The organism is Paenibacillus sp. DMB20, assembly GCF_000987955.1.
Classification (GTDB): Bacteria; Bacillota; Bacilli; order Paenibacillales; family Paenibacillaceae; genus Paenibacillus_AQ.
In genome coordinates, this window is sequence record NZ_LAZU01000029.1 from 1 (window position 1) to 26,278 (window position 26,278).

General features: G+C 45.7%; 27 protein-coding genes and 3 pseudogenes. 28 read left to right on the forward strand and 2 right to left on the reverse strand.

The genetic code is table 11. The features are described from left to right. The 18 genes and pseudogenes from XI25_RS33370 to XI25_RS14345 form a co-directional block, all read left to right on the forward strand. Positions 1-537 (forward strand): hypothetical protein (locus XI25_RS33370; RefSeq protein ID WP_046679186.1); only part of this gene is annotated, 537 nt, incomplete at its 5' end. Between the two features lie 158 nt (positions 538-695). Further along, positions 696-1,220 carry a hypothetical protein gene (locus XI25_RS14275; protein WP_046679187.1) on the forward strand — a complete coding sequence of 175 codons (525 nt, stop codon included), beginning with the start codon at positions 696-698 and terminating at the stop codon, positions 1,218-1,220. Positions 1,221-1,247: 27 nt separating this feature from the next. Next, positions 1,248-1,592, forward strand: a pseudogene (locus tag XI25_RS34665) (serine hydrolase); the annotation flags it as partial. 334 nt (positions 1,593-1,926) lie between these two features. Beyond that, entirely contained in the window at positions 1,927-3,129 is a 1,203-nt protein-coding gene (locus XI25_RS14280; RefSeq protein ID WP_046679188.1) for a pectin acetylesterase-family hydrolase, read from the forward strand. Positions 3,130-3,276: 147 nt separating this feature from the next. Then, positions 3,277-4,110 carry a hypothetical protein gene (locus tag XI25_RS14285; RefSeq protein ID WP_046679189.1) on the forward strand — a complete coding sequence of 278 codons (834 nt, stop codon included), beginning with the start codon at positions 3,277-3,279 and terminating at the stop codon, positions 4,108-4,110. A 248-nt stretch (positions 4,111-4,358) separates the two neighbouring features. After that, positions 4,359-5,411 carry a helix-turn-helix transcriptional regulator gene (locus XI25_RS14290; RefSeq protein ID WP_046679190.1) on the forward strand — a complete coding sequence of 351 codons (1,053 nt, stop codon included), beginning with the start codon at positions 4,359-4,361 and terminating at the stop codon, positions 5,409-5,411. A gap of 187 nt (positions 5,412-5,598) precedes the next feature. Then, a complete protein-coding gene (locus XI25_RS14295) occupies positions 5,599-6,393 on the forward strand; it encodes an SDR family NAD(P)-dependent oxidoreductase (protein ID WP_046679191.1) in 795 nt (264 codons plus the stop codon). 647 nt (positions 6,394-7,040) lie between these two features. Continuing rightward, positions 7,041-7,655 (forward strand): hypothetical protein, encoded by a 615-nt coding sequence (locus tag XI25_RS14300; RefSeq protein ID WP_046679192.1) that lies wholly within the window; start codon positions 7,041-7,043, stop codon positions 7,653-7,655. A gap of 129 nt (positions 7,656-7,784) precedes the next feature. Then, on the forward strand, positions 7,785-8,372 hold the full coding sequence (locus XI25_RS14305; protein ID WP_046679193.1) for a VOC family protein: 588 nt from the start codon (positions 7,785-7,787) through the stop codon (positions 8,370-8,372). A 282-nt stretch (positions 8,373-8,654) separates the two neighbouring features. Then, positions 8,655-8,813: a MerR family DNA-binding transcriptional regulator gene (locus XI25_RS32175; RefSeq protein WP_082112367.1), complete on the forward strand. Its 159-nt coding sequence runs from the start codon at positions 8,655-8,657 to the stop codon at positions 8,811-8,813. 98 nt (positions 8,814-8,911) lie between these two features. Next, a complete protein-coding gene (locus XI25_RS14310) occupies positions 8,912-10,045 on the forward strand; it encodes a hypothetical protein (RefSeq protein ID WP_046679194.1) in 1,134 nt (377 codons plus the stop codon). Between the two features lie 161 nt (positions 10,046-10,206). Continuing rightward, a complete protein-coding gene (locus XI25_RS14315; protein ID WP_046679195.1) occupies positions 10,207-10,695 on the forward strand; it encodes an imm68 putative immunity domain-containing protein in 489 nt (162 codons plus the stop codon). Positions 10,696-10,961: 266 nt separating this feature from the next. Further along, positions 10,962-11,873, forward strand: a complete 912-nt coding sequence (gene hprK, locus XI25_RS14320; protein WP_046679196.1) for an HPr(Ser) kinase/phosphatase — start codon at positions 10,962-10,964, stop codon at positions 11,871-11,873. A gap of 61 nt (positions 11,874-11,934) precedes the next feature. Beyond that, positions 11,935-13,968, forward strand: a complete 2,034-nt coding sequence (locus tag XI25_RS14325) for a discoidin domain-containing protein (RefSeq protein WP_152669135.1) — start codon at positions 11,935-11,937, stop codon at positions 13,966-13,968. A gap of 417 nt (positions 13,969-14,385) precedes the next feature. Further along, entirely contained in the window at positions 14,386-14,892 is a 507-nt protein-coding gene (locus XI25_RS14330) for a MerR family transcriptional regulator (RefSeq protein WP_046679198.1), read from the forward strand. Beyond that, positions 14,889-15,338: an SRPBCC family protein gene (locus tag XI25_RS14335; protein WP_046679199.1), complete on the forward strand. Its 450-nt coding sequence runs from the start codon at positions 14,889-14,891 to the stop codon at positions 15,336-15,338. Before XI25_RS14330 ends, XI25_RS14335 begins: the two co-directional genes overlap by 4 nt. After that, positions 15,335-15,775 (forward strand): SRPBCC family protein, encoded by a 441-nt coding sequence (locus XI25_RS14340; protein ID WP_046679200.1) that lies wholly within the window; start codon positions 15,335-15,337, stop codon positions 15,773-15,775. Before XI25_RS14335 ends, XI25_RS14340 begins: the two co-directional genes overlap by 4 nt. A 547-nt stretch (positions 15,776-16,322) precedes the next feature. Next, on the forward strand, positions 16,323-16,868 hold the full coding sequence (locus tag XI25_RS14345; protein ID WP_046679201.1) for a 50S ribosomal protein L25: 546 nt from the start codon (positions 16,323-16,325) through the stop codon (positions 16,866-16,868). A gap of 451 nt (positions 16,869-17,319) precedes the next feature. On the opposite strand, the gene XI25_RS33375 is transcribed toward XI25_RS14345, so the two are convergent. After that, the gene (locus XI25_RS33375) at positions 17,320-17,490 is read right to left on the reverse strand and encodes a hypothetical protein (protein ID WP_160308919.1); all 171 of its coding nucleotides are present in this window, start codon (positions 17,488-17,490) and stop codon (positions 17,320-17,322) included. A 70-nt stretch (positions 17,491-17,560) separates the two neighbouring features. Beyond that, complete coding sequence (locus XI25_RS14350) at positions 17,561-18,304, reverse strand: MerR family transcriptional regulator (protein WP_046679202.1); 744 nt, start codon at positions 18,302-18,304, stop codon at positions 17,561-17,563. Positions 18,305-18,392: 88 nt separating this feature from the next. Between XI25_RS14350 and XI25_RS14355 the strand changes: the two genes are divergently transcribed. From XI25_RS14355 to XI25_RS14395, 10 genes and pseudogenes are all read left to right on the forward strand, one after another. Continuing rightward, positions 18,393-19,094 carry a CPBP family intramembrane glutamic endopeptidase gene (locus XI25_RS14355; protein ID WP_046679203.1) on the forward strand — a complete coding sequence of 234 codons (702 nt, stop codon included), beginning with the start codon at positions 18,393-18,395 and terminating at the stop codon, positions 19,092-19,094. A 374-nt stretch (positions 19,095-19,468) separates the two neighbouring features. Continuing rightward, positions 19,469-19,768 (forward strand): antibiotic biosynthesis monooxygenase, encoded by a 300-nt coding sequence (locus tag XI25_RS14360; protein WP_235439892.1) that lies wholly within the window; start codon positions 19,469-19,471, stop codon positions 19,766-19,768. Positions 19,769-20,534: 766 nt separating this feature from the next. Beyond that, complete coding sequence (locus XI25_RS14365) at positions 20,535-21,107, forward strand: PadR family transcriptional regulator (protein WP_046679204.1); 573 nt, start codon at positions 20,535-20,537, stop codon at positions 21,105-21,107. After that, positions 21,091-22,071 carry a BtrH N-terminal domain-containing protein gene (locus XI25_RS14370; RefSeq protein ID WP_046679205.1) on the forward strand — a complete coding sequence of 327 codons (981 nt, stop codon included), beginning with the start codon at positions 21,091-21,093 and terminating at the stop codon, positions 22,069-22,071. The genes XI25_RS14365 and XI25_RS14370 overlap by 17 nt, the downstream gene beginning before the upstream one ends. A gap of 393 nt (positions 22,072-22,464) precedes the next feature. Then, the gene (pnuC, locus tag XI25_RS35810) at positions 22,465-22,947 is read left to right on the forward strand and encodes a nicotinamide riboside transporter PnuC (RefSeq protein WP_268794515.1); all 483 of its coding nucleotides are present in this window, start codon (positions 22,465-22,467) and stop codon (positions 22,945-22,947) included. Then, complete coding sequence (gene pnuC, locus XI25_RS35815) at positions 22,863-23,141, forward strand: nicotinamide riboside transporter PnuC (protein ID WP_268794518.1); 279 nt, start codon at positions 22,863-22,865, stop codon at positions 23,139-23,141. Before pnuC (XI25_RS35810) ends, pnuC (XI25_RS35815) begins: the two co-directional genes overlap by 85 nt. Continuing rightward, the gene (locus XI25_RS14380; RefSeq protein WP_046679206.1) at positions 23,138-24,148 is read left to right on the forward strand and encodes an AAA family ATPase; all 1,011 of its coding nucleotides are present in this window, start codon (positions 23,138-23,140) and stop codon (positions 24,146-24,148) included. The genes pnuC (XI25_RS35815) and XI25_RS14380 overlap by 4 nt, the downstream gene beginning before the upstream one ends. 55 nt (positions 24,149-24,203) lie before the next feature. Beyond that, a pseudogene (locus XI25_RS14385) lies at positions 24,204-25,087 on the forward strand (NUDIX domain-containing protein). A gap of 3 nt (positions 25,088-25,090) precedes the next feature. Continuing rightward, positions 25,091-25,642 (forward strand): NADAR family protein, encoded by a 552-nt coding sequence (locus XI25_RS14390; RefSeq protein ID WP_046679207.1) that lies wholly within the window; start codon positions 25,091-25,093, stop codon positions 25,640-25,642. Between the two features lie 26 nt (positions 25,643-25,668). Beyond that, positions 25,669-26,016, forward strand: a pseudogene (locus XI25_RS14395) (carbohydrate ABC transporter permease); the annotation flags it as partial. Positions 26,017-26,278 lie beyond the last annotated feature (262 nt).

Below are 26,278 nucleotides of genomic sequence, written 5' to 3' on the forward strand. Positions count from 1 at the left end.
GCCGGCAACGATCCACTGCTGACGACCGACGGAAATTCGAAAAAGAAAGACCGCTACTTGCCGATTGACGAAATCCATGTTTCGGACGGAAATATCGTCTATCGGATGAGAAAAAAAGATCCCTTTGCGTTATCAGCGGTCAAAAGACAAATTATGTTCATGGACGATGAAGCATGGTACTGCGAACCCAATATGGAATCTTTTTGTGAAAACGTCATGATTACTGCGGCGATCTTTGCCATCAGCCACATGAAGCATTCCGCCAAAGGTCGATTAAAGGGCGAGTTGGTTTCTTCGTTGCAAGCGAGAAAGCTTGCGGAACAACAATTTAGCAGTTCATTCCGGGCATTGGACACGTATTACCATCCGTTTTGCGCTCTTTTCTATAACGAACGGGAACGCAGACTAGGCTGGTTCCGTTCCAACGGCATGATGGCCGATATTTTGATCGGGACGCAAACGGCGAAAGAAATTGAGGATTTTGGGGAAATGCACGGGAATATCAAATTCAAATTTAATGAGGTTTCGCATATCTAATTTTCATCAAGTGAGTTAGATACATATAGATTAATATATATCTGAGGGGCTTTTCTTTGTAGAAAAGCTTCACGTTTTATTTTAAAATCCTTTAATGGGGTTTACCAGCACAGCTGCCGAACAGTGATGACACAAATATTTGAATCAGGGAGGCAAAGATGAGGACGTTGCATTTGGAGCCGCTGAAGGGAATCGACATCACGGGGATTGGTTTCCTCGCATTTGGGCAAAGTACCCACGAGGTCGAGCAATTGCTTGGCGCCCCGCCGCGGACGTATGGGGCGCAATGGTTTTACGACGAACTGGAACTTCGGGTGGATTTCAACGGAGAGGGGAAGGTTGCATTTCTGGAATGTATCTATGGTCCGTTTTGCGAGAAAATAATTCCGATACTCGACGGTTATCGCGTCTTTGAACTACCGGGAGAGGAACTGGTCGCTCTGCTAACGAACAAAAACAACGGTAGTATAGACGATTCCGAGGCGGCGTATGGTTACTCTTTTCTGGACATTAGCGTCGGCATTTACCGTGACGCAACACCGACTGATCTGTCCAAAACCATTGAAGAGATGAAAGCCGCCGGGACCTATGAAGACAACAAAGAATGGCTGGAGGAAGATTGGAAAAAGGCGAACCATTTCTGGACCATTGGGATTGGAGAAAAAGGATATTATGATTTCTAGACGGCAGAATCGTCCCTGAATACCTTCAACTTTTATAAAGAAGGACATACAGAGTATTTAAAAATTGATGGATTCTCCTATATCAATGAAGACGCTATTCCAATCCTTTATGATGGGAAGGATTCATTAAGCATCATCATACCATCGAGTGGTCAGGCGAAATGGTATAAAATTGATGAAAAATTAGCCAATCGAGTCATGAGCGTTAAGACTCCGGCAAGTGGGGGATTTGCCGTTTACGACAAGAATGGAATGGTTGTGAACTTCTCAAAGGTGACTAACAATCATTCGGTAGTACTGCCTGAAGGTGGGATGATCGTCTTTGGTGGGAAGGCGGGTGATGTATTTAAAATTGAATTGAAGAATAAATAGATTTGTAGCATAAAAGTCCGCATAACCAGCGGACTTTTTGATTTAAGGATATAAGTTCTTGTCCAATGCTCGAGAAAAAATATAGCCATGATCAGTAAAAAAAGGCAAGTAGCAAAACAGTAAGCACTTTACGCTCTGATCTGGGGGATATATTATGGTTGGAAGGAGGGCGGAGAGAAAAATAGCTACTTTAGCTCCACGTTTTGACTTATCGCCAGCCTGATATTATTGATTGAGATGACCGAGGACAGTACGTTGCAGACGGTAGTGAATACCGTCTATTTTTATTTGAAAAACTTGTGGACTACTTTATGGTTGAAAGGACGGTCTTTGTGTGGCAAAAAAGAAAACAGTGAAAAGAATCAACAAGATTCTCCTGACTGCGATAGGCGGAATTACACTTATTTTGGGTATTTTGGCGGGTTATGTTTATTTCTTCATACTTGAAAAGCCTGCTGAACCGGATAAATGGGCTGCTGCGGAACGCTATGTCTGGAATAAAATCAAGTTTGACCAGGATGCACAAGTAATTTCTGCCGACGGTTCGGAATACTATTTACTTGCCAATAAGGGAGCAGCTGCTGAGGATAAATTGATCATTTATTTTTCTGGGGGCGGTGTCGCCTGGGATGCGGTGACTGCCGCGCAGCCGATCAGTCTGAGTAATGTAATGAAGAGCGGTGAGATCAAATATTACTTTCCGAACATTCCATTCTTTAAAGTAAGTACGCTTGACGGCCTGTTGAAAAATAATAACCCTGACAATCCGTTCAAGGATTGGAATATTGTATATATCCCTTATTCTACTGGTGATCTGCATATCGGGAATGCATCCAAGGAATATACGGACGCTAAAGGCAAGCGGTTTACAATGCGTTACAACGGTCAAGCCAATACGCGCGCAGCATTGGAATGGATTGCAAACCATTTCGCTGTGCCGGAAAAGATCCTCATTGCGGGAGAAAGCGCCGGAGGATTCGGAGCTGCTTTCTGGGCGCCTGAGATTGCGAAACGCTACCCGGATGCCCGCATTTATCAATATTCGGACGGCTCCTACCTAAATGCCGACCGCTGGCCGGATATTATCGATAACGAATGGAAGGCCGACTTTGCAGCAACCTTTGGTTATGAAGTCCACGGCGATTTGATTTCGTCCGTATTCGCGGCGAACCGCAAGCTGCTCCCGGACAATGCGGTGCTTTTGCAGTCCAATACGCTTTATGATGAGCTGCTGTTCGACTTTGAAAAGGATCTGAATGGTGACGTTTCGGACGATGGCGAATATGTGCATCGCTGGTCGGCCCGCATGCTGCAATCTGCCGGAGAGCTAACTGAAGTATTGCCAGGCTACTATTATTACATCACTGATTACGGTCTTAACGAGAAGACAGGCAGGACACCACATACACTCTCCCCATTAAATCATTTCTATAAAGCCGAACAGGACGGGGTGAAGCTGATGAAGTGGCTGGACGATGCCGTGAATAAGGATGAATATTACTCCGTGGGGCGGCATTTTGTAGAGAAAGAGGGCTGACGCAGTCGGTTGTAAGGTCCGTTAAGCCGAGAAGTATCCTTAAGTGACATTGGAGAGTTAGGATGTTGGGCACTGATTCCAGTGTTTTTTATGTGATACAATAAGTAGAAAAGGGTAGAAATTGGCAATTAGGAACGGAGGGAAAGCTTGCTTAAGTGGAATAGCGACGTATGGGGAAAGCTGACAGGACCGTACAGTTCTGCAGACAACGTACCTGTGTTATTGCAGCAGCTGATGCAGGAATATAGCCAGGAGGTTTTTGACGAACTCTTTCAGGAGTATTTGTTCCATCAAAACACGATATATACGGCTACCTATGCGGCGATGCCGTTTTTGGCACAGCTAGCATGCTCCACTTCGGATGCGGAAGTGCGTAAAGAACTGTTTATCAATTGCGGTATCATCGAGGCAAGCCGCGATGGGCGAGATGAGGCGCCATTCCCAGCATCCTGGGCTGAACTAGCTGAGGATGTAGGCAGCTCCGTTTGTACGGAATTGTATCGTGAATATGTAGAGGCAATCGGCAAGCTCAGGGTGCTTACAAATGAAGTATTCGCCTATACAGCCCAACATTCCATAGATGAGATAGAGAAGCGTTACATTCTTGTTGCGGATGCTGCTTATCGGGGCTCATATATCCCTGCCAACATGTTGATGACGTTTAGTAGCGGTGATGAGTATGTGGCCGTGTGTCCGGCCTGCGGGGAAGATGTGTTCATATGGCCTAATGAAGATCATGCAGGAATCCTTCAAGTCTATGAACATGATCCCGTTTTTCACACTGGCCAGGAATCACATCTAATCGTTCCGGCAGCGTCATTTGCAGATGAAGAAGTACGCGCACTAGCGGAGCGGGCGGCAGCGATCGGAGAGCAAACATTGGCTGGGCATCTGCATTATTTAGCGGGGGAAACCTTATGTCCATCCTGCCGTGAGAAAATTTCCGTATGGCCGTCTTTACTTAGCACATTTACAATGTAGAGCGCAAGTTAAGAGGACGGCGAAAAAAGAATATGGTTTACGTTATTAATTGGATTTCTAGGAGCTGTCACGCCGCGACATGCTCCTTCTTATTTTTCGCCGATAGCCCCGTTAAGGCGAACCGATCACAAATAGCTGTAAGTTTTTTGATGGAGGAGGACAGGCAAGAAAGCTTGTGCCGCATAGAATTCTGTTTAAAGTAGTGATATAGCAGGAATGTTGAGGCAGCTTAAGGAGGAACAAATGTTATGAAATCCCATGCCTCTGACCGTATTAAGATGCCCTTAGGATTTTGGGCAAGCCTACGTCATTTAGGGATTGCGGCCCACGACGTAGCACGTAGGGCAAGACTTCCGCTTGCCATTGTCAATGAATCGGTAGTCACAACCACGCAATATTTCGCGATTTGGCAGGCTTATGCCGATCTTGTTGGTGATACTGCAAAAGCTATCGTCCAGCTTGTGAGTATATTTGAAACAGCGAAGTACCCACCATCTGTCTTAGCAACTTACCATGCTCGTGATTACCAAGATGCTCTACACCGAATGGCTCGGTACAAAATTCTGTGTCCCCCCGAAAGCTTAAGCATCAAGGAAGAGGGAGAACTATGTACCATTGAAATGGAATGGTTGCACGCCGAGCATCCCGGTCCGCCAATACTGGTTGGCATTACACTGGCTTTTCTTGTAGAACTGGGGCGCCGGGGTACAGGTCAACATGTGACGGCACAATCGGTCGAATTTATGCACCCTATAGGTGATGTGCAGGTCCTTGAAGCATACTTCGGCTGCCCGATCCGGCTTGAAGCCCCATATAACCGGTTGACGCTGCATCGAAGAGATCTGGACTGCTCTTTTGCCTCATACAACAAAGAGCTGCTGGAGATCTTGACCCCTGCTTTAGACCAATCGTTGGATGGACATCAGCGGAATCGCTCCGTTACGGAGATGGTGAAATGGATCATGAAACGCAGCCTCACAGGTGGATGCCCCGACATTCATTCTGTTGCGAAAGAGCTGGGGATGAGCGATCGTACCTTGCAGCGCAGGCTTTCTGACGAGAACACTACCTTCAAGAATTTGTTGACACAAGCCAGACATGAGCAGGCACTAGCGTACTTGGCGAACTCCTCGCTTGATATTAAGGAAGTGGCTTTCTTGATTGGATATGAAGATCAGAACTCGTTTTACCGCGCTTTTCGCATTTGGGAAGGCGATACTCCTACCAATTGGCGTAATCAAAATTTAGGTGCAACTTCGCTTTCTGAAGGGCGGTTAAGCATGCCTACGATTGATCAATAAATCCCCTTATTCCCTTACCCACCCATGCCCATTCCATAGTGAGTTAGTATGTTACTTGTTTTTTTGTTTGGCGTGTTATACAAGAATTTTGGCGCAGTGTACTAGTTACTGAACCGTACAGACAAGGTAATATAATCACTACCCGGAGCACAAAAGAATGGGAATGTTTTGAGAGGGGAAATGTCCGATGGATATGGAATTAAAGAATAAAACAGCGTTAGTTACAGGATCAACGAAAGGCATAGGCAAGGCGATTGCAATTGAACTTGCTAGAGAAGGTGTCAACGTACTTATCAATGGCCGGAACTACGAAGAGGTTGACCGAACCGTAAACCAAATCAAATCCGATTTCCCGGCTACCTCCCCTCAGAATGCGGCTGCTGATCTTATGGATATTCAACAAAGAGAAGCGTTGTTTGTAAAATTTCCTGATGTCGATATCCTGGTTAACAATATGGGCAAGTATGAGATTATGCAATATAACGATGTTAGTGACGAAGTATGGGAAACCTATTTCCGTACCAATGTGCTTGCTGCAAATGGATTGTGCAAATTTTATCTACCCAAAATGCTGAAGAATGATTATGGTCGGATTATCTTTATCGCGAGCGAAGAAGCAGTGATGCCTTCGGGACTAATGCCGCAGTACTGCATAACCAAATCCATGCTATTATCCTTATCCAAAAGTTTATCCAAATTAACAAAAGGAACCGAAGTTACAGTCAATACAATCATGCCAGGCCCCACGCTTTCTGAAAATGTGCAGCAAATTATTGAGGGGATATATTCCAACGAAGATATGACGTTTTCAGAAAAAGAGAGGAACTTTATGTTAACGAACCTGCCTCAGTCTGAAATCCAACGATTTATCAAACCGAGTGAAATAGGCAGACTGGCTGCATTTGTATGTAGCCCTTATGCATCCGCATTTAAAGGATCCCCAATTCGAATGGATGGAGGCTTGGTACCAACTATTTTTTAATGTTTAGCTTTTCAAAGAACCCTGAGTGTGGGCCGTCGACTTCCGCAAAGGCGACCAGATGGCCGAGGAGGATCTAAGGGCTCTCGTCCGCGGCGCCGTGCACTGAACACGTCATCGGCCCGAGTCTAGTTGGAAAGTCCCGAATTCGGTAATGATTAAGCCAACGGGCACGATAGTTGAATCAAGTGAAACTAAAGAAGGGCCATCCACAGTGGATGGCCCTAAAACTTGCCGTTACAGACAGCGCGAAGAACCATACCATAAGTAACGGCAATTTTTTTACAAAGTATGGGAAGATTTTCTCGCCCATACCACGCATAACGCAAAAAGCCCCTATTGGTAAGGGGCCTTTGACTTGCCTATTCACATTACCGCATTTTTGGAACCAAACGCGCCTACTTCATCTTCGTAGTATCAGAAGTTTTCTAAAGTCCGCACCGACCACTTTGAAATCGGCAGCTCCTTTCGTATTTTTCGTCGATAGCGCCCCATTAAGCTGAACCGTATCACAAGTATCGGCGGAAAAATTTTGTTGTGGAGAACCCAGGAGAATGTGTTGGACGTGTGGAATAGGTATCAGACTTCTTAGATGTGCTGTTGCTAAACTTTGATAGTGTAGAATGAGTTTATATTTGGCGGTGAGATAGATGGATAGATTGAAACACAGCGGATTCTATAAACTTAAATTCTTCATAACGCCAGAAGAATTTAAAAGTGTTTTGAAACTCTTTGAGCAGAAACAAGCACAATTTAGTTGTACTAATTATGCCCAGACAAAACATGATCAAAATCAGGTGTATGAGGCTTATAAAACATTTTACCAGTATTTTACAGTACAAGAAAAGCCCGATTACCACCCTTTCTTTGTATATTCTATTTCTCTTACTATAGGAAATGGAAACTCTGGTTTTTTTGTAAGAAATGAAAGTATCAGCTTTCCCTATCACCAACAATGGGCAGAAGACGAATTGCCATATGTAATGCTATCATTTCCCAAAGGTTTTCAAATTGATTTGGAGGATGAAAAAGGGAAGTATTATATTTATGAGGATATTCGGGAACATCAGCCGTTAACTTATGCGTTTTTTGATGAAGTAGGGAACGATATCAAGAAAATCACAAAGCCGCTTCGTTTTTTGGCACATGCAGCAGATGTTTTGCAAGAGCAAAAACCACCTGTTCGTATAAGCAAAAATGCGATGAATGACATGATTAACTCTTGGATTTTTAAGAAATATAAGCTTGTTATGAATAACAAGTAGGATGTTTTGTAAGGCAGGTTTGTGTCAGCTACCCTCTTCCGGCGCTTTATTAAAGCATATTTTTTTATTCATTTCCGTATTCACGTTAGTCCTCCGTAAAAATACAATTTAAAAAGGAGAATGTAGCATATGCTGAGCAAAAAAACGAATAATGCGGATGTGAGCGGTTACTGTTGCATGAGATTTCCAGTTACGGATTTGAAAAAGTCGGTAGATTTTTACTGCAATGTGTTGGGCTATGAATTGAATTCGGCAGATTATTCATTTGGAGAAGCACACGTTTCATTGAAAAATGGAAACGGTCCAGGTATATTTTTGATGGAAACCAAGCCGGAAGATATCACTCATTTGAAGTTCGTATTTCCGCATTCATTCTGGATCACAAACAGCGCGAGGCATGTGACTATGGTTGAAATGTTAACGAATGATTTGCTTGCTTTGCATGAACGGATTAAACAAGCAGGCGCCCGTATTGATAATGAACCTGTATTTACTAATGAATTCGGCTATTTCACCTTTTATGATCCTGATGGGCATTATTTTCGGGTGGTGGAAGAAAGAGGCGAATATTTCAACTTAAAGCAACGAATTCGTTCGACGCTCAATCGAGATTTGACCGAGCATGAAAATCAGTTGATATGGGGAATATGTGAAAAAGCGAGCGTTGAACAGCAAAAGTTTCTCAGCTCCATCATCGCGGAAATTCGCGGTTCTTGACCAGGAGCCGCAAATCAATCAGACACACAAATCGGAACCTGACGGAGAACAAAGGAAGAAACGACAGGAATACCGGTGCGAACCGTAAATATAACAAGCATGGAAGGCCGTCCTGCAAAGGATGGCCTTTAAACTTGCAGTTACAGACAGTGCGGAGAACCGTACCACAAGTGACGGCAAGTTATTTGGAGAATTACTAGATACAACTTTTTCAAAAGACATTTGACTTTAACCTTAGGATAAGATTTAAGCTTGATCTATAAACTTTTCTGGGGGAGTATAATGCTAAAAATAGGTGAACTATCGAAAATTAAAGGCATATCAACGAAGACATTAAGACACTATGACAAAATAGGTCTGTTACGACCTATGAGAGTTGATTCACAAACCACATACCTCCTGAAAAAGAAAAAGTCCCTCAAAAAGGGGTCTTGGTACTAGGTCACGAATATGATATGAGTCCCAAAAATTGCTTGAACCGGTTTAAAGCTAAACGGGAGGTATATCGCAATTATCCAGAAGGAATCAGAGGTTAAATAATGATGACAACTGCAAAAACAGGAAAAGAAATCAAGATTGATCCTGCTTACATACAGTCACTATTACAGCGAATTGAACCTTCAGAATGTTTACAGTTATTATCCTGGAATTGCAGCCCACTTGGAAAAAACAAGGAAGAAAGTTCGGTCTACAGGGTATCTTGTACAGTTCTTGACCATAATCGAAAGCAGAATTATGCCCTGATACTCAAAACATTAAAACCCGATTCTATCCGAAATCAAGTCGATCACTACTATTACTGGAAACGCGAAGCTTTGGTTTACCATTCAGGAATACTGAATCAGCTACCGCCGGGTATAAGGGCGCCTATATGCCATGCGGTAGAAGAGTGTCCTGATGGAAGTGTTTGGATCTGGCTCGAGGATATAGCTATTGAATCTATTCAGAGTGACTGGTCCATCACGCACATGCGTAAAATATCCTACTTACTTGGAAAATATAACGGGGCTTACATAACAGGAACTCTACTCCCGTCTGAGGCCTTTTTATGCCAAAATTGGATGCGTTCTTGGGTAGAAGTTTGTACTGCTTATGCCAAACCCATCGAGGAGCAAAAAGTTACTTGGGATTCATATTTGAATGAGTGTAATGGTAAGGGCCCTATGTGGGTCCTCTATCATAACAATAGAACCCGGGTAAATAACTTGCTGGAGACATTAGAATTACTGCCCCGTGTATTTGCCCATCAAGACGTACACTGGGATAACATTTTTTTAGAGCAATTAAATGGCAACGATTCATTAATAGCGATCGATTGGCAGTTTGCAAGCATTTCAGGTGTTGGAGAAGAGCTGGGTCGAATGTTTGGATATGCGTTATTAAAGAAGAAAGTCCCAGTTAACAAGGTAGCAGAATATAAGGAAATGTTATTTCTAAGCTATATGCAAGGACTTAGAGATGTGGGGTGGGACGGAAATTCCAAACTTGCTCGTTTCGGTTTTACTGCAACTGCGTCGCTTAGGTTTATCATGGTTATTGATAAGCTTCTTAGTATCTTACAAGAAGACGAGAGAATGAATCAGAACGACAAATCAAGTCATCTGTTGTCAGTCACTCAGGAACTACTTAAAATGGCAGAAGAGTCCTGGAACCTTAGAAGTGAAATCATTTAGGTGATGTAGTTCTCCTGTCTACTGCGAAGAGCGCTTGCTTTGGGATGACAATGCAGAGGGACATGTCCGTAGATGACTCTTTATATCATATTCTAAAAAGTTTGAAGCCTACATTAACCATTTGGAAAATTACAATTGCTAAAAGAAAGTGGGAGAAGAACATGTACATAAGCAAATGGTGGGGAGATTTAATTGGCGGTTCCGATGATTCGCTGGCGTTAATAGACTATTTGGAACAATTGGACTCAACGGCTGTGACGCTCAATCAGATTTTAAAGGACTTGGGTTTCGATGTTCTGCTTTCCGAGGGAGACTTGAAAAACGGCGGAAGTATTGGATTTGATATAAAAAATGCTAACGGCACGTTTCGAGCAGAACTTGATATTGCCTGCTCAGCTCTAATCGATCTTTCAGCCATTGTGTTGGAGTCTCTTAAATCAGGCTATGTCGATTTGCATGATTTGGATGAGGTTAGGCAGCCGTGCAAACTTTATATTGATGCCTCCGAAGAAAAAAGAAACCTGCTTCGGGATGAATTGTACAAGTTTTCCCGTAATCCGCTGGCTTACGATTTAGCCGAGCTTGTTCCGGCCGATGATATGAAGGAGCTTGCGGAAAAGGCAAAAATGATCGCAGATGAGCTGTTATAAGTTGCTTACGTGTCTCGAATCACTTGCTCCATCCGCTTAATAACTTCCGCATGCTGCTCCTCCGGGATAAACTCAAGGAGACGGCTACTATGGCGTTCTCCCGTGCTGCTTCGCGAAGCTTAATTTCTTCTATTATTGGATCGAAGCAAGGCTGCATGTTGACCCTCTAGCAGGAATGTACCGATCGGTCGTGGAATATATCCGAAAAACCGAAGTGCTGAATATTAGGCGTATTCGGGTACGCCCTGTCGCAGGAGGAGAGCCGCATGAAGACGATCACTGTTAAAAGCCTTACAGAAGCGTTCCCATTGGAAGTGCTTGCGGGAGCCAGCCGAATGGATCGCGTGATTACACGTCCACGAACGCACAGACCGGGGTTGGAGTTTGTTGGATATTTTGATTTTTTTCCCATGGAGCGGGTGCAAATACTCGGACGTAAGGAGATTACCTATTTATTGACGCTTACTGTAGAGGAGCGCAAGCTGCATATCGGAAATATTGTCAAATATCATCCGCCGTGTTTTATTGTGACATCAGGACAGCAGGAGATTCCCTATCTGACCCAGTTCTGCAATCAGGAAGGCATACCGCTGCTGCGGACGCCTGAGACGACAACGGAGTTTATCGCCAAGCTGGACAGCTATCTGGTGAAAGTCTTGGCGCCGGAGGTGTCTATCCATGGAGTATGCGTTAATGTCTCCGGCATAGGCATCCTGCTCAGGGGCAAATCCGGTATTGGCAAAAGCGAGACAGCTCATACGCTCATCAGAAGAGGCCACCGATTTGTGGCGGACGATATTGTGGTGCTTAAGAAGTTGGGCCCATCGACGCTTCTCGGAACACATAATGAGACCACACGCGAGTTCCTCGCCCTGCGCAGCGTCGGACTGATCAATGTCGTACGCCAATATGGGCGCAGGGCATTTCAGGACGAGACGCGAATTGTGCTCGACATTGAGCTGTCACCGTGGCAGGAAAATTCCCTGAACAATGAGCTGGAGGTAGTACCGCAGTTCACGGAATATCTCGGCGTTCAAATACCGCATATGGAAATCCAGCTTCAGCCGGGACGCGACGTAGCCGGTTTGATCGAAGCAGCGGCGAATAATTGGTATCTCAAGCAGCTCGGCTACAGCGCCGTTGAAGAGTTCATGAAGCGGATCGAAAAAGAGATGTAGTCGTTAACTTTCACCGTATGCAAATCAACTGACTCTTACGAAGGAAGGGCGGATCGTGCTCATGAAGAAATGGTTTTACCTGAAATGGCTTGTTATCTCGCTGCTGCTTATCCCTAATTTAGCGTTTCTACAAAGCGAAACCGTTCTTGCAGCACAAGCGAACCTCGCCCTGTACAAGCCTTCGGATGCCTCCTCCATCCGACAGCCAGGATTTGAAGCAAACAAGGCGGCGGATGGCGATGCGGCAACGTATTGGGCTTCTCAAAACAGCCATGAACAATGGTGGAAGATCGATCTTGGTTCCCCGGTTTCGTTCAATACCATCGTCATCAAGTGGATGGAAGCCTACGGAAAAGATTACGACATCAAAGTGAGCAACGATAATATCAGCTGGACAACCGTTTATCAAAAAAGAGAAGGAATCGGCGGGAACGATATATTGCTCTTTTCATCGCAGTCGGCGCGCTATATTTTATTTCAAGGTATAACCAGCGGATCCGCGAACGGGTATTCACTGTCGGAGTTTGAAGTTTATCAGGGGCCCGGCACAGTTCCAATCTATAAGAATCTCGACAACCTCGCGCTTGGCAGACGGGGTGTTGCCTCATCGGGAGATGCCAGTTATGCTTTCGACAGCGATGCGGCCGAAACGTTGTGGACAAGCAGTACAACCGGGCCGGAATGGATTTATGTCGATTTAGGCGCCATCAAAAACTTCAACCGCCTCATTCTTCGCTGGGATGTGCCTTACGCAAAAGTTTACACTATTCAAACGTCGAATGACGGGAAGAATTGGCGTATGATTTACAACACGGCTGCAGGGAAAGGTAATATCGAAGATTTGCTTGTGGCAGGATCAGCGCGATTTATTAAAGTGAACTGCTCGGAAGCCGGCGTCGATTGGGGATATTACGGTTTATACAGTTTTGAGGTTTACAACGCGAAGCCGACAGCGGAACCTTTACCTACGGCTGGGGCTCTGACGATTACGTCACCTAATTCTTATTCGGCCCACTTGTCCTGGGTCCCTCCTGCAAATGCTTTTAAGGTTAGAATAAAGCGAAACGGCGTACTTATCGATGAATTTCCATCTATTGGCGGAACGGAATATACGGATTATTTGCTTTGGAAATCAACTTCCTATCAGTATGTCGTTCAGTTTTTGGATGCTTCCAACCAATATATCGCCAGCTGGACGGCATCGGTCACGACCCCGAACCAGACGGAAATGTTTCCGAGACTTTTTTCTGATACGAGCAGATTCAACCGGCCAATAGGAGAAAATCCGCAAATCGATCCCGATTCTGCGGCTATGATCCAATACGCCATTGTCCCGGAAAAAAGAAAAGCTCATCTGACTTATGACGGTTACGGCATTTCCCTTGCTTATGCGAACCCGGTAAGCGAGGAATATACGATTCCGTACTACTATTACGGAGGAAGCGAAACGATAAAAGCGCGAATTCCCAGATATGCCAGGACAACATCGGGCACGGACCATCATTTGGTCATCCTTAACCCGTCCATTAACAAGGAAGTCGATACCTGGCTGGCGGTTTTCGATTATTCCAATAATACATGGAAAGCAGGAAGCCGCGGTATTGTAGATCTGAACGCGGAACCTAATCATGTTGAGTCAGGTATATCAGGCGTGGCTGCAGGATGGGCTGCCATGGCCGGTATCATCCGGCCGGAAGAAATCGCTCAAGGACGGATCGAGCACGCCATAACATTCACAAGCCCGCGGACCCGAAAAGGCTGGTATTCCGCACCGGCCCTCCAAGGGGACGGCAGAGATTCGAATCCATACTCTATCCCGGAAGGTGCACTGCTTCAGTTGGATCCTTCCATCAACATCGATACGACCTATCCCGATTGGCCCGAATGGAAAAAGACAATAGCAAAAGCGGCTCAAGAGTACGGGATGTATTGCGTGGATACATCCGGTGCGATGACCATTCGCGGAGAATCGAACGACAGCCGCCATTATGATGCTTGGGAGAAGGCAGGGGTTACGGCAGACAGCTCGGGTCTGGGCGATTTCCCGTGGGAATCGCTGCGGGTTTTAAAGATGGAGCTTTATCCGTACAACTAGATTAATCGGGTAGGGGGTTAATGGGCAGCCTCCTACCCGTTTTTCGCCGATAGACCCGTTAAACTGAACCGTATCACAAGTAGGGCGAAATGGTTCCGAAATGCCCATGCCTCTGTCCCCTCAGGTTACATTCAAGCCCTTGATGCGCATGTACTCGGTCATGCCACCGAGAGGGAATATCATCTTTAGCAAGTCGATGTGCTTGCGCGACCAGCCGTCGTGGCGGGTGTTCTCGCTGCGGGCTTGGCAGTAGCGTTTCATGTCGCTGTCATAAGTTTGGACCAATAGCTTGTGTTCAAGATTAGGGCGTAAAAAAATTCTGGCAGAGCGTCACGATTTCGCTTGAACCTTACGTAACGTAATGTTTTACAATAGAGCTACCGGTACATAGCTAGCGCCAAAGAGTGGAGATGGTTCATGAAGAGACATTGGAAGGTCGGGGATCTCGCCAAGCTGACGGGGCTTACCGTACGAACCTTGCGGTTTTATGATCAAATCGGGTTGTTCTCTCCGTCGGGACAAACGGAATCCGGCCATCGGCTGTACAATGAATTGGACTTGTCGCGTTTGCACCAGATATTATCGCTTAAGGAGCTGGGATTATCTCTCGAGGAGATTAAATCGGCCTTAAATGGCGGGCAGATCAGTCCGCTTGAGATCGTGGAACTGCAGATAGACCAAATCAAAGAACAGATTAAACTGCAGCAGAAACTATTGGAGCAGCTAAGATATGTATCCAAGCTTATGCAGGGCAAGGCGGAATTAAGGGTTGAAGATTTCACGAGCCTTCTGCAGGCGATGAAGATAAAATTTGAGAAACCGGTCATTGAGCGGCAAACGAGTTGGGAGCGACATTTGGACCTGTTGGGAGATTTTCTTGCCGAAGAGAACGGAATTCCGAAACATAAGGAGGAAAATGAATGAACGAACGATTCGTCAAGCATGGAACCTTCGTCGTAGAACGGAATTATGCCGCTCCACCGGAGCGGGTTTATCAAGCATGGGCCGACCCGATTGCTAAAGCCAAGTGGTTTTCGAAGCCGGAGATCTTCGATTTCCAGGTTGGCGGGCGCGAGTACAGCAGCGGCGGGCCGCCGGAAGGGCCGATCTTTACCTTCGACGCCAGCTACCAGGAGCTTGTTCCAGAGCAGCGCATTGTCTATACGTACACGCTGGATTCGGGCGGCGTACGCATCTCCGTCTCGATCACAACGGTCGAGCTTATCAAGGTGGAGGGCGGTACGAAGTTGATTTTCACAGAACAAGGTGCATTCTTTGACGGACATGATACGCCAGAAACACGGGAACACGGAACAAACATCATGTTGGACACACTGGGCAAGGTAGTAGAAGGGGAGGTAGGAACATGACCATAGGTGAAAATGAACTTATGGCTTCGCGCGAGTACGATGTCCCGCGGGAGCTTGTGTTTCGGGCATGGACAACCCCTGGTTTATTAGCAAAGTGGTGGGGGCCGAAAGGCTTCAAGAATACGTTTCACGAGTGCGATATGAGGCCGGGAGGTACGTGGAAGTTCACCATGCACGGACCGGATGGTGTGGATTATCCTAACCATAATGTCTTTGTTGAGTTCGTGCCGATGGAGCGGGTCGTGATTGATCATCTAAACGTTCACGAATTTCGGGTGACGGCTACCTTCGAGGGCTTCGATGGCCGCACCAAGGTCACCTTCCGACAACTTTTCAAGAAAAAAGAGGAGTTTGAACAAGCTAAGCCCATCTGCGTAGAAGCTAATGAACAGCAGCTTGATCGACTTGGCAAGGTGCTAGCGGAATTGGCCGACTAGCTTCTTAAAATGATATCTACATTTACCCGAAAAGACTGCTACTTATGTAATGACTCTAAAATTGTCGCCTGTTGGCGGCCATGTTGTGATGCCGTTATCCAATACTCCTTGGTCGGAAATTTAATAGTGACGCAGATAAGTTTCTTGATAGAGTCATTTCTAACAAACAGTAACTAATTCAAGGTCGTGGTCCTTACTGACGAGAATGCCGAAAACTACGGGAATGATTGATAAGTAGAAATTAGATATGACAGTCTTGGCTAACACAATTGTCAGCAAAGGCTGTTTCTGGTATAGACATATTCAATCCAAAACTTTATATCAATATCCACCAATCTATGATATGGTAGATGAAACCCATAGGCATTCCACTCCTCGGAGTGGGGTGCCTTCGTCTGTATTTGCGGGGTTTTTACATTTAATGTATTGCTATCTATCTGAAAGGATGGAGGTCTGGATGCTATGTTTCTCTATTGATCCCCGTTCAGGGAGATTCGACGGCTGCTGTTACAGCGCTAAGATCACTCATGTAAAGGAGAGGTAGAGCATGGCTGCATGCATTCATACAGAAAGACGTCCACGATTAAATTCTTCGGGACTACGCAATTTGCGTCAGAAGGGGCGTTTGCCAGGGGTTGTGTTCGGTAAAAACGCAGATAACGAAATCATTCATATTTCCACCAAACAATTTGAAAAATGGCTAAAACAAGGGGCATCTGGCTTTATTGAGCTAGAGATGGAAGGTGACCGATCAATGACGGTGCTGCTGGAGGATCTTCAGCGGAACCCGGTAACCGGCGCGCTTGTGCATGTTGACTTTCAGCTCGTTCAGACGGGTGAGATCATACGTACGAAGCTCGGGGTGAAATTCGTAGGTACTCCGATCGGAACGAAGTCGGGCGGAGTTGTGCAAATCCAGGACCCGTATGTTGAAGTAGAGGCTTTCCCGAAAGACCTGCCATCTACGGTTGAGCTGGACATCAGCGCGATGGAAATCGGAGATACACGCTTCGTGAAAGACCTAATCCTACCGCCTGAACTGACGGTCATCTCTGGGGATAACGAGCTTTTAGTATCAGTGTCGAAACCTTAATGATATAGAGGCTGCTCCATTTGTGAAGTGACCCTAAATAGCCAGACATCATATGTATTGGGCAGTCATATGAAATGAGTCCGGTAATTATACCGGACTCATTTTCATTTATGTCCACAAGTTAATTATTTTGGTCGATAAAGCTCTTCGATTTCGCATTATAGATGATACGGTGAACCGTATCATAAGTAGGGGCAAGTTTTTTTGCGGAATTCCTTACGGGGCATGGATTTGTATATATGTGTGTGGGTTTCGGGCTATGGTAACGCTGAAAAGGTACATGGGGCTATCGCTTTTTGAGTGAAGCATCCTCGTCACATCCCACGGAGGGAAGAGGGCTTCGTGGACGGAGGAGAGTCTCCGAGGCTGGGAAAGAAAAGTGTCAGAAGTGTCGATGCTGGCAGCGAACGCGCTTCTGACGGTACTTTCGCTTTGCAGAAAGGGAGAGGCTCTAGATCACGATCGTAAAGGGTGAGGGGTACTTGCGTCTGGACAAAGAAAAAGCCCCGTCCACCTTGTCGGTGGAAGGGGCCGCGACGACCAGACATTGTCTGAGCGTCTCGTCGAATTCCAGTTCAATGCCTCGAAGCTTTTGGCCTTGCTGTACGGCTATCTGCTTCACTATGGTCTGTATGATATAACCATCAACGCCCCGGTTGTACTGATGATTTCAATAAAAATTCCTCATTCTCCTATTTCTGTTCCGTCTCTTTTTCTAGAGCGTGAGCAATGCTAATCTCCACAAAGTTCAGCACTTCGTCGGATAGGGGATATAGTCCTGACTCTAACGTAGGGAGCTTCCTCACTTCCCAAAACTTCTCCATCAATTTCTCGTCTCCATTAAAGGTTTCGTGTGATAGCTTCATTAACTCGCAGGCAATGTTATAACCTTCATCAGATTCAGGTGGAACAGATTGCTGTATGCACCACTCAATCCGGCGCAGCAAAGAGACATATTGCTGAGTGGTCTGGTCATTACTGCTGAGCTTGGGTAGTGCATTCTGTAGAAATGCACTTTCGTCATCGTTGAAGTAATCCATCCACTGTTTAGAAATGGGTTGTATGTTATGGACCAGATGAGAAACCCGATCCCAGGAGAGTGTACCTTCTAGATCTATCATGTTGATCAAAGACGTAGTATTTGCAATACTGCCCTGAAGAGAAGTGAGCTGCTTCTGAAGATGATTATGATGTGCGATTAGAATATGACGAAAAGATAGCATGTCCATTACATTTTGAATGTCTTCAAGCGGTAGTGATAGTGATTTAAGCAACGTTATCTTTTCGAGAGTGAATAAATCTTCCTCTGAATAATAGCGGCGACCGTTATCTTCCTTATAACTCGGCGTAAGAAGGCCTATCTGATCATAATAACGCAATGTACGGACTGAAATGTTCCGCTGTTTGGATACTTGTCCTGTTGTCCACCTATTCATGTTAGATCCTCCTGAAAATAATGCTTGAAGGTAACGTAACGTAACCTATTATAGTTGAATTATAACACAGAGAGTTGAGGGATTAAGTATGAATAGGACAGAAATCTGGAAGAAGATGGACACGTGGACATGGCGTGAACTAACTGCTTTACTCGCGCTTGAATTTATATTCGTGATGTTCGTTATCAAATACGCGGTACAGTCAATGTATGAAAAATGGTTGGGTAATACGCTTTATTCAGGGACTCTTACAGGGCTTACGATCGCGATTACACTTTTGCTGGGATTATATTTAGTTGCCTTACGGCCGAAGAAGCTGTCCTGGACAGATGTAGGAGTAAAGAGGTTTCCTGCTAAAGATTGGTGGAAGATTCCACTCTGGACAATGGTTCTCTTCGTACTTAGTGTGATGGCATTTTATCTCACAAGTTTTCTTGGAAATACGGTGGATAATAGCAAAACAGAGAGTCTGCAGCAAAATGTCACTTTATTTACTGTTCTTATAGGTATTGTATCAGCAGGGATCGTGTCGCCTTTCTATGAAGAGATATTTTACCGTGGATTTATATATCGCTGGCTGCGGACACGTGTTGGTATGAGGTGGGCAATTGTGATTAGCTCGCTGATCTTTAGTGCTGCACATTTTCCTACATTGAATGTTATGCCTGTGAGTATTGTTAGTGGAGTTGTGCTTGCATGGACATATGAGCGGACGGGATCGGTAGTGCCTGGGATGATCGTTCACGGGGTGTATAATACGATTGCCGTGTTGCTAACAGCGATGAGTTAGAATGATGATTATATTATGTATACACGATGAGCGCTGATGAGCCTCTGTGTTTCTGCATTAATTGGACGAGAGAGCAGCGTATTTAAGACTTGGGTACTGACCAAAAGCCTGGGTGTAATTCAACTAACGGAACACGATAGTTCAAATAATCAGGGAGCAGACCGCTATGGGCAGCTGCTCCCTTTCGCATTGAAGTAACGAGCAGAATAACTAAAAAGATCAACATTACATTAAATGAAAAACATATTCAATATCATGGTTTCAATGCCTACAACATGATATGATTACTTAGATAATAAGTCTAAACTTATTAAGTTGAAGGATATTTATGAGTAATAATAAAGAAAACGTAATACTCTATAATAAGATTTAAAATTAAAAGTGAAAAAAAGGAAGAATTCAAAGAACTATTATCTGCTAATATGAGAGCGATGGAACATGAACCAGCTTTTGTAAGTGCCGTTCTTTCAGATGATATTGATAATTCAAATGAGGTTACTCTTTTTGAAATCTGGGAAGGAACAAAGGAAAGTTGGCTAAAAGAAGAACTTATTAAACCTTATAGAAAAACATATGAGAATAAACTTGTGAATTTAATCGATGAAAGAATAATTAGTTATCTTACACCAACGAATGAGTGGAGAACTAATTTAACAAACAAAAAGATAGATTAATTAATAATTTAAAGAGTGACTTGTCTAAAAAACTGGTTGCTCTTTCTCATTTTAAAGAAAGGACTGAAACAGAGTCTGTAAACTATTTTTTGTAGTCTCCCATATCCACTCTTTCTATTGCAGCTATTATTGTGATACGTTAGTTCTTACCATGCTATAATTCTGTGGATGTTATTGAACTAACGGGACACGATAGTTGAACAAAGCGAGAAAAAGAAAGGGCCATCCCGCAAAAGGATGGCCCTAAAACTTGCCGTTACAGACAGCGCGGAGAACCGTACCACAAGTGATGGTACACACCATAAGAAAAGAAATTGTGCTTGATTGTAGTTATATCAGCAGATTAAGACGATAGTGATATTAGTCCGGCGAATAAAGGCTATAAAATAAAGCTTCATTCGCCGCTGTTTTGTTGAACTAACGTTCTCCGTTAGCTTAATTGACTTCCTGCATACAGGAGTTTGCTCTCAGTCATTTAACCGCCTGAGGAATTCAAGTACACGTTGCAACAGCAACGCCGTCGCGTCAGCGTCATACGACGGCAAACTGCTTTCCGGTGTTGATCACCTGGGTACAAAAAAATCGGCATGATATCGGTCGATGCCGCGAGCTCAAGTGCCGCCTTAAGACCCGTCCATTCGGAAGTTCGTCAGTTCCTGATTTGAACATTCTCAAGCTGTAGTTTTCTAGCAGATTCGGTTATTGAATTTTTATTACACCAGTGTTATATTACATATATGAAATACTTAAGATAAGGAGTCTCTCTATGCATACATTATCGAATGTCGAATTCATGCTCCTGCAAATGATCGCGGAACATCGTCAAGCTTCCGGATACGATATTATGAAGTTAGTCGAGCAGCGAGGTTATAAAGAATGGGCGAATATCGGTACAACTTCGATATATGCAGGATTGAAGAAACTTAGCGATAAAGGATGGATCTCACCTGAGACACCCGACGAGAAATCCGGCAAGGGACCAACGCCGACCCGGTTTGCCCTCACCGAAGTGGGTATGCGTAAGCTGAAAAATGAAATTCTTGATAGTCTGTCGTCTACACGGGAACGTGACAACCGCTTCGATCTCGGTTTGGCCGCTTTGCCCCATATCGGGAAGGAAGAGGCCGTCATTGCTTTACGGAAACGACTGGATTTTCTTGAACAAGCCTCGATAAAAATAAGACAGAAGTACGAATCACAAGGCGGAGCTAGCTTGCCGCTGAACGTAAGGGCGTTGTTCTTGCATCCATTCAGCTTAATCGAGAGCGAGCAAGCGTTCGTTAGCCGTTTAATACATGAATTATTGGAGGAGGCAAGCAGACATGGTCAAATTTATTGAAGGTTTCATTCCTTATGAAGGCGACCATTGCGAGACAACCGCCATGGGCAATTTAATGCAATATGCGGGAGTCCGCCTGTCTGAGCCGATGTTGTTCGGACTCGGGCAAGGGCTTGGATTCATATACTGGGATTCGAAGGGAATGGACTTCCCCTTCATCGGAGGAAGGGTAAAACCGGATAAACTGACCGCTTATCTCGCCGAACGACTCGGCTTTAACGTCAGATATCAAGAAACCTCGTCCGTCGATAAGGCGTGGCAGAACGTCCGAAGCAGCATCGAACACGGCATACCGGTTGGGCTTAAATTAGATGCCTATTACTTGGATTATTTTAAGAACAAAGTGCACTTCGCCGGTCACTATGCGGTACTTTACGGTATAGATGACGAATACGCCTACATGGCGGACACCAGACAACAGGGTGGACTTGTGAAGACACGTTTGACAAGCTTGGCCGCTGCCAGAAATGCAAAGGGACCCATGAGCTCCCGGAATCGTTCCTTTACGATCGAGCCAAACGACGCATTGCTTCCGCTTGTTTCTGCTATACGCGAATCCTTGACCATGAATGCGCATGACTATCTGAACCCGCCCATTCGGAATGTTGGCAATAAAGGCATTGTTAAAATGAGCAATGAAATCTTGAAGTGGCCTTCTCGCAGCAACAATTTCGAACATGATTTATGTCTTACCGCAATGCTAATGGAGCGGGCGGGAACCGGGGGCGCTTTATTTCGGAATCTGTATAGGGATTATTTGAGAGAATGTGTTGATCGGCTGGAGGACCCGAGGATCGAACAAGCCCACTGTATGTTTACAGAGATCGCTCCAATGTGGGTTAGCGTCTCTGCTTCAATCGACCATGCAGGAAGAACAGGTGAGCACCAAGAGCTCGTACATGCGTCTAAGCTGTTGCTCGAGATTGCGGATAAAGAACGCGCAGCCATGGAGCTATTGTTGTGATAGCCTTACACTTACATTGAACGGAATCATTCCTTTCGGCACGCATGCTTTAACCCAGTGTCAGCTTAAGCACCTCACGAGGGTGCATTTTTCTTAAAAACCTAATCACACTTAAAAAATAAACTTGAATCCACACTTAGAAGGCTTATTCCACTTGTTGAAGATGGAGTGAGCTTTTTTTGCATGCAGAAAAATCTAAGGAGATGAACAGACAATGGCAAAACGTGAACAGGTAGGTGAAAGATCAAGTCTGGGATAATGGGGAGATTTCACTTGCCCTGCGCAGGCTTTTCTGTTATTTTGATAGTAACAAAATGTTATTAACAAATTGATACTAAGTTTAATTATGTGTTTTCGTTCTATAAATAAGTGGAGAAAGCGGAGGGATGCAATGTGAAGAAGGTTGCGAGTGGATGGAACCTGTTCGAAATCGCTTGGTTGGCGCTGTTTATCTCGATCGCTGTCGGGTTTACGGTGATTTCAAAGGACTCTTTATTCGGATTTACCGTTTTTATTACCGGGGTGCTATGCGTGGTGCTTGCTGCGAAGGGCAACCTGATGAGCTATGTTTTCGGCATGTACAATACCGTTGGTTACGCTTATCTCGCCTATATTAACGGGTTGTTTGGAGAGGTCATGCTGAATCTGCTATTCTTCGTTCCGATGAACGTCATTGGCTTCTACATGTGGAAAAATAACCGCCAAGACGGCAAGCTGATCATGCGTCAAATGGAGCTTGGAGGTCTGCTTCTTGTTGGGGCGGTCTGTGTATTAGGCTGTTTGCTGCTGGGATATGGCTTTCGTTCATCCCGGGACAGAACTCGCCTTACATCGATGCGACTACGACGGTGCTGTCTGTTATGGCCACCTTCTTAATGGTCCGCAGATTCAAGGAACAATGGCTGGTCTATATTGTGTTGAATTTGTTTACGGTGCTGCTGTGGGCGATTCGATTGCTGGAGGGCAGCAGCGAAGGCATGCTGATGATCGTCATGTGGAGCGCATATCTGGTCAATGCGGTATACGGCTATTACAATTGGAACAAAGGGGCCAAGGAGGTGGCGGCATGAAAACGCTCGGATTAACGCTGGGGAAGTTTGCCCCGCTGCATAAAGGGCATCAGTTCATGATCGAAACGGCGCTGCAAGAGGTCGATGAATTAATCGTGGTCATTTACGAGACGATGGTCACTCCGATCCCGCTTCATATCCGGGCGAATTGGATTCGACGACTATACCCGGCAGTCCGGGTCATCGAAGCTTGGGACGGACCGGACGGGTATTCGGATGACAGAGAGCATGAGATTCGGGAAGAACAGTATATCCTCCGTTTACTGAACGGCGAGCAAGTAACGCATTTTTACTCGAGCGAGTTTTACGGCAGGCATATGAGTCTCGCTTTGGGCTCGGTCGACCGTCGGGTCGATGAAGCCCGCGAGCGGGTTCCGATCTCTGCAACGATGATCCGTTCCGATCCATATAAGTACAGGGAGTTCATAAGCGATATCGTGTACCGGGACTTAATTACGAAGGTGGTATTTGTTGGGGCGATGTCGACAGGTAAATCGACGATCACCGAAGCGCTGGCACGGCGGTATAACACGACCTACGCGAGCGAATACGGACGCGATTATTGGACCGAGCATCAGGTGGACCGCAGAATCGGCCTGGAAGCGTTCGATGAAATCGCAGTGGGTCATATCGAGCGTGAAGAACAGGCTTTGCTTGCAGCGAACCGATTTCTGTTCGTTGATACCAATGCGATTACGACGTATATGTTCGCCTTGGATTACCACGGCCGGGCCCCGGAGCTATTGACCCGGATTGCTCTGGAGAATGCGCAGCGGTACGATCTGTTCTTCTTGTGCGACGACGATATTCCTTACGACGATACGTGGGATCGGAGCGGGGATCAGAAGCGGCATGTTTTTCATAAACAGATTATCGCGGATTTGAAGGAGCGGCGAATTCCCTACATTACGCTGCGGGGGAGCCTGGAGGAACGTATGCGAAGTGTAGACGAGGTGCTGGCAAAGTTCGAGCCCTATCGAAACTATTTCGGGGAGCTGAACGGTTAGAATGAGATGTAGGCAAGGAGCTAATGTAGGATCAAAAAACAAGGAGGCGCCCCCATTGGATTTGTTGGATCGGAACGGACTTACGGAACGCGAATTTTTGGAGCAGTACCGGGCAGGAGATTACGAGCGGCCTTCGGTGGCAGCTGATATGGTGATCTTCACGGTTACGGATGAGGAAGCTGACAGTTATCGCAAATTACCGGAAAAGGAGCTCCGCATCCTGCTCATCCGCCGGGGAGGTCACCCCTTCCTGGGGAAATGGGCGCTGCCTGGCGGCTTTGTCCAGCAGAGCGAGACGACTGAGCAGGCCGCGGTAAGGGAACTGCGCGAGGAAACCGGCGTGGACGACGTTTATTTGGAGCAGTTGTATACGTTCAGTGATATCGGGCGAGACCCCCGAACCTGGGTGATGAGCTGCAGCTACATGGCTCTGATCAACAGCGACAAGTTGGAGCTTAAGGCGGGAGACGATGCGGCCGACGCCGCCTGGTTCAAGGTCTCCTATCGGCTGCTGCGGGAGCAGAAAGAGCTGATGGAGGACGGATACGTCAAGACGCTGGAGTATGAACTCAAACTAAACAGTGAAGAGGAGCTTTCGGCGGTCGTGGCGAGGACGTTGACCGTGAAGACGACATCGACCAGCACGGAATATAAGATCGTATCAAATAACGGGTTGGCCTTCGACCATGCGAAGATTATAGCATGCGCGATCGAGCGGCTGCGGGGAAAAGTGAATTATACCGATATTGCGCTGCACTTAATGCCAAAGCTTTTTACCTTGACGGAACTGCAGCAGGTTTATGAGGTCATTATGGATAAAGAGCTATTGAAGGCGCCTTCCGGCGCAAGGTGGCTGATCTCGTGGCGGAGACCGATCATTACACCGAAAATGCGGGACATCGACCATCCCGATTGTATCGGAGAAAACTGGAGGAATAACGGATGATTTACAGTCTCGATGAGCTAAGAAAAGCTTATAACGAAGGAAAAACGTTCAAGTTTGTATTCTTTTGGGGCCATACGCCGCCTAAGGACGGGAGCGTCGACAAAAGCTGCTTCAGCCAGTGGTGGATGTGCCCGTTCACGGTAGAGGGGACGGAGTATTCCTGTGCCGAGCAGTTTATGATGGCCGAGAAGGCAAGGCTGTTCGGTGACAACGAAATGCTGGAGTCGATCCTTACGGCTAAGCATCCCAAGGAGATGAAGGCCTATGGGCGCGCGGTCCGAAACTTTGACAAGGATACTTGGGACAAGGAATGCTACGGCATCGTCAAAAGAGCCAGCTTGGCCAAGTTTTCGCAGAATCCGGAGCTTGGCGATTATCTCAAGTCGACGAAGAACCGCATCCTCGTCGAAGCCAGCCCGCGGGACCGCATATGGGGGATCGGCATGGGCCAGTCCAATCCGGATGCGGAGAATCCCGTGAAATGGCTGGGCCAAAACTTGCTGGGGTTCGCGCTGACCGAAGCGCGGGACGAGTTGCTGCAGAGATAGTTTTTTGGCAGTGATTTCTCAGATCGGTACCGAGGGATTATGAAGAAGCGGCTAAAATCGACGGCTGTGGGAATATGGGCGTGCTCGTCAGGATCATTACCCCTCTGGTGAGGCCTGGAATTGTAACAGTATCTATGCTATCCGCTATGGGCTTCTGGAATGAATATCCATTAGCATTAGTATTGATTCAATCTGATAGTAAAAAAACGCTGCCGGTTGGTCTTGCCAATTTGTTTGAGGTTCAACGTTATGCTACCGATTGGAGTGCGTTGTTTGCTGCGCTTATTATAGTACTCATTCCAACGATCATATTATTTGTTATTGGACAGAAACAATTGCTGCAAGGAATAAGTGCTGGCGGAATTAAAGGTTAGAACATAAAATAAGGAAACTAGAGTTTACATTGTCTGGTGAGAAAAGCAGCTGGCTAGAGATGAATTTGTAAGCAAAATAATAGTTATTGTGAATGGATTCCTTCTTGGTATTAAGGAGGAGTCCATTTCTACTTATTGCTCAAGGCCATACGCCGTCACTGGAATTCGTTGCCAGGATAGGCATGAAGGAGGTATGTTCCTGCTATCAGAACTAGAACACTTATTCCAGTGCCAGGTAAACGCAAAGTCTATTAATACTAAA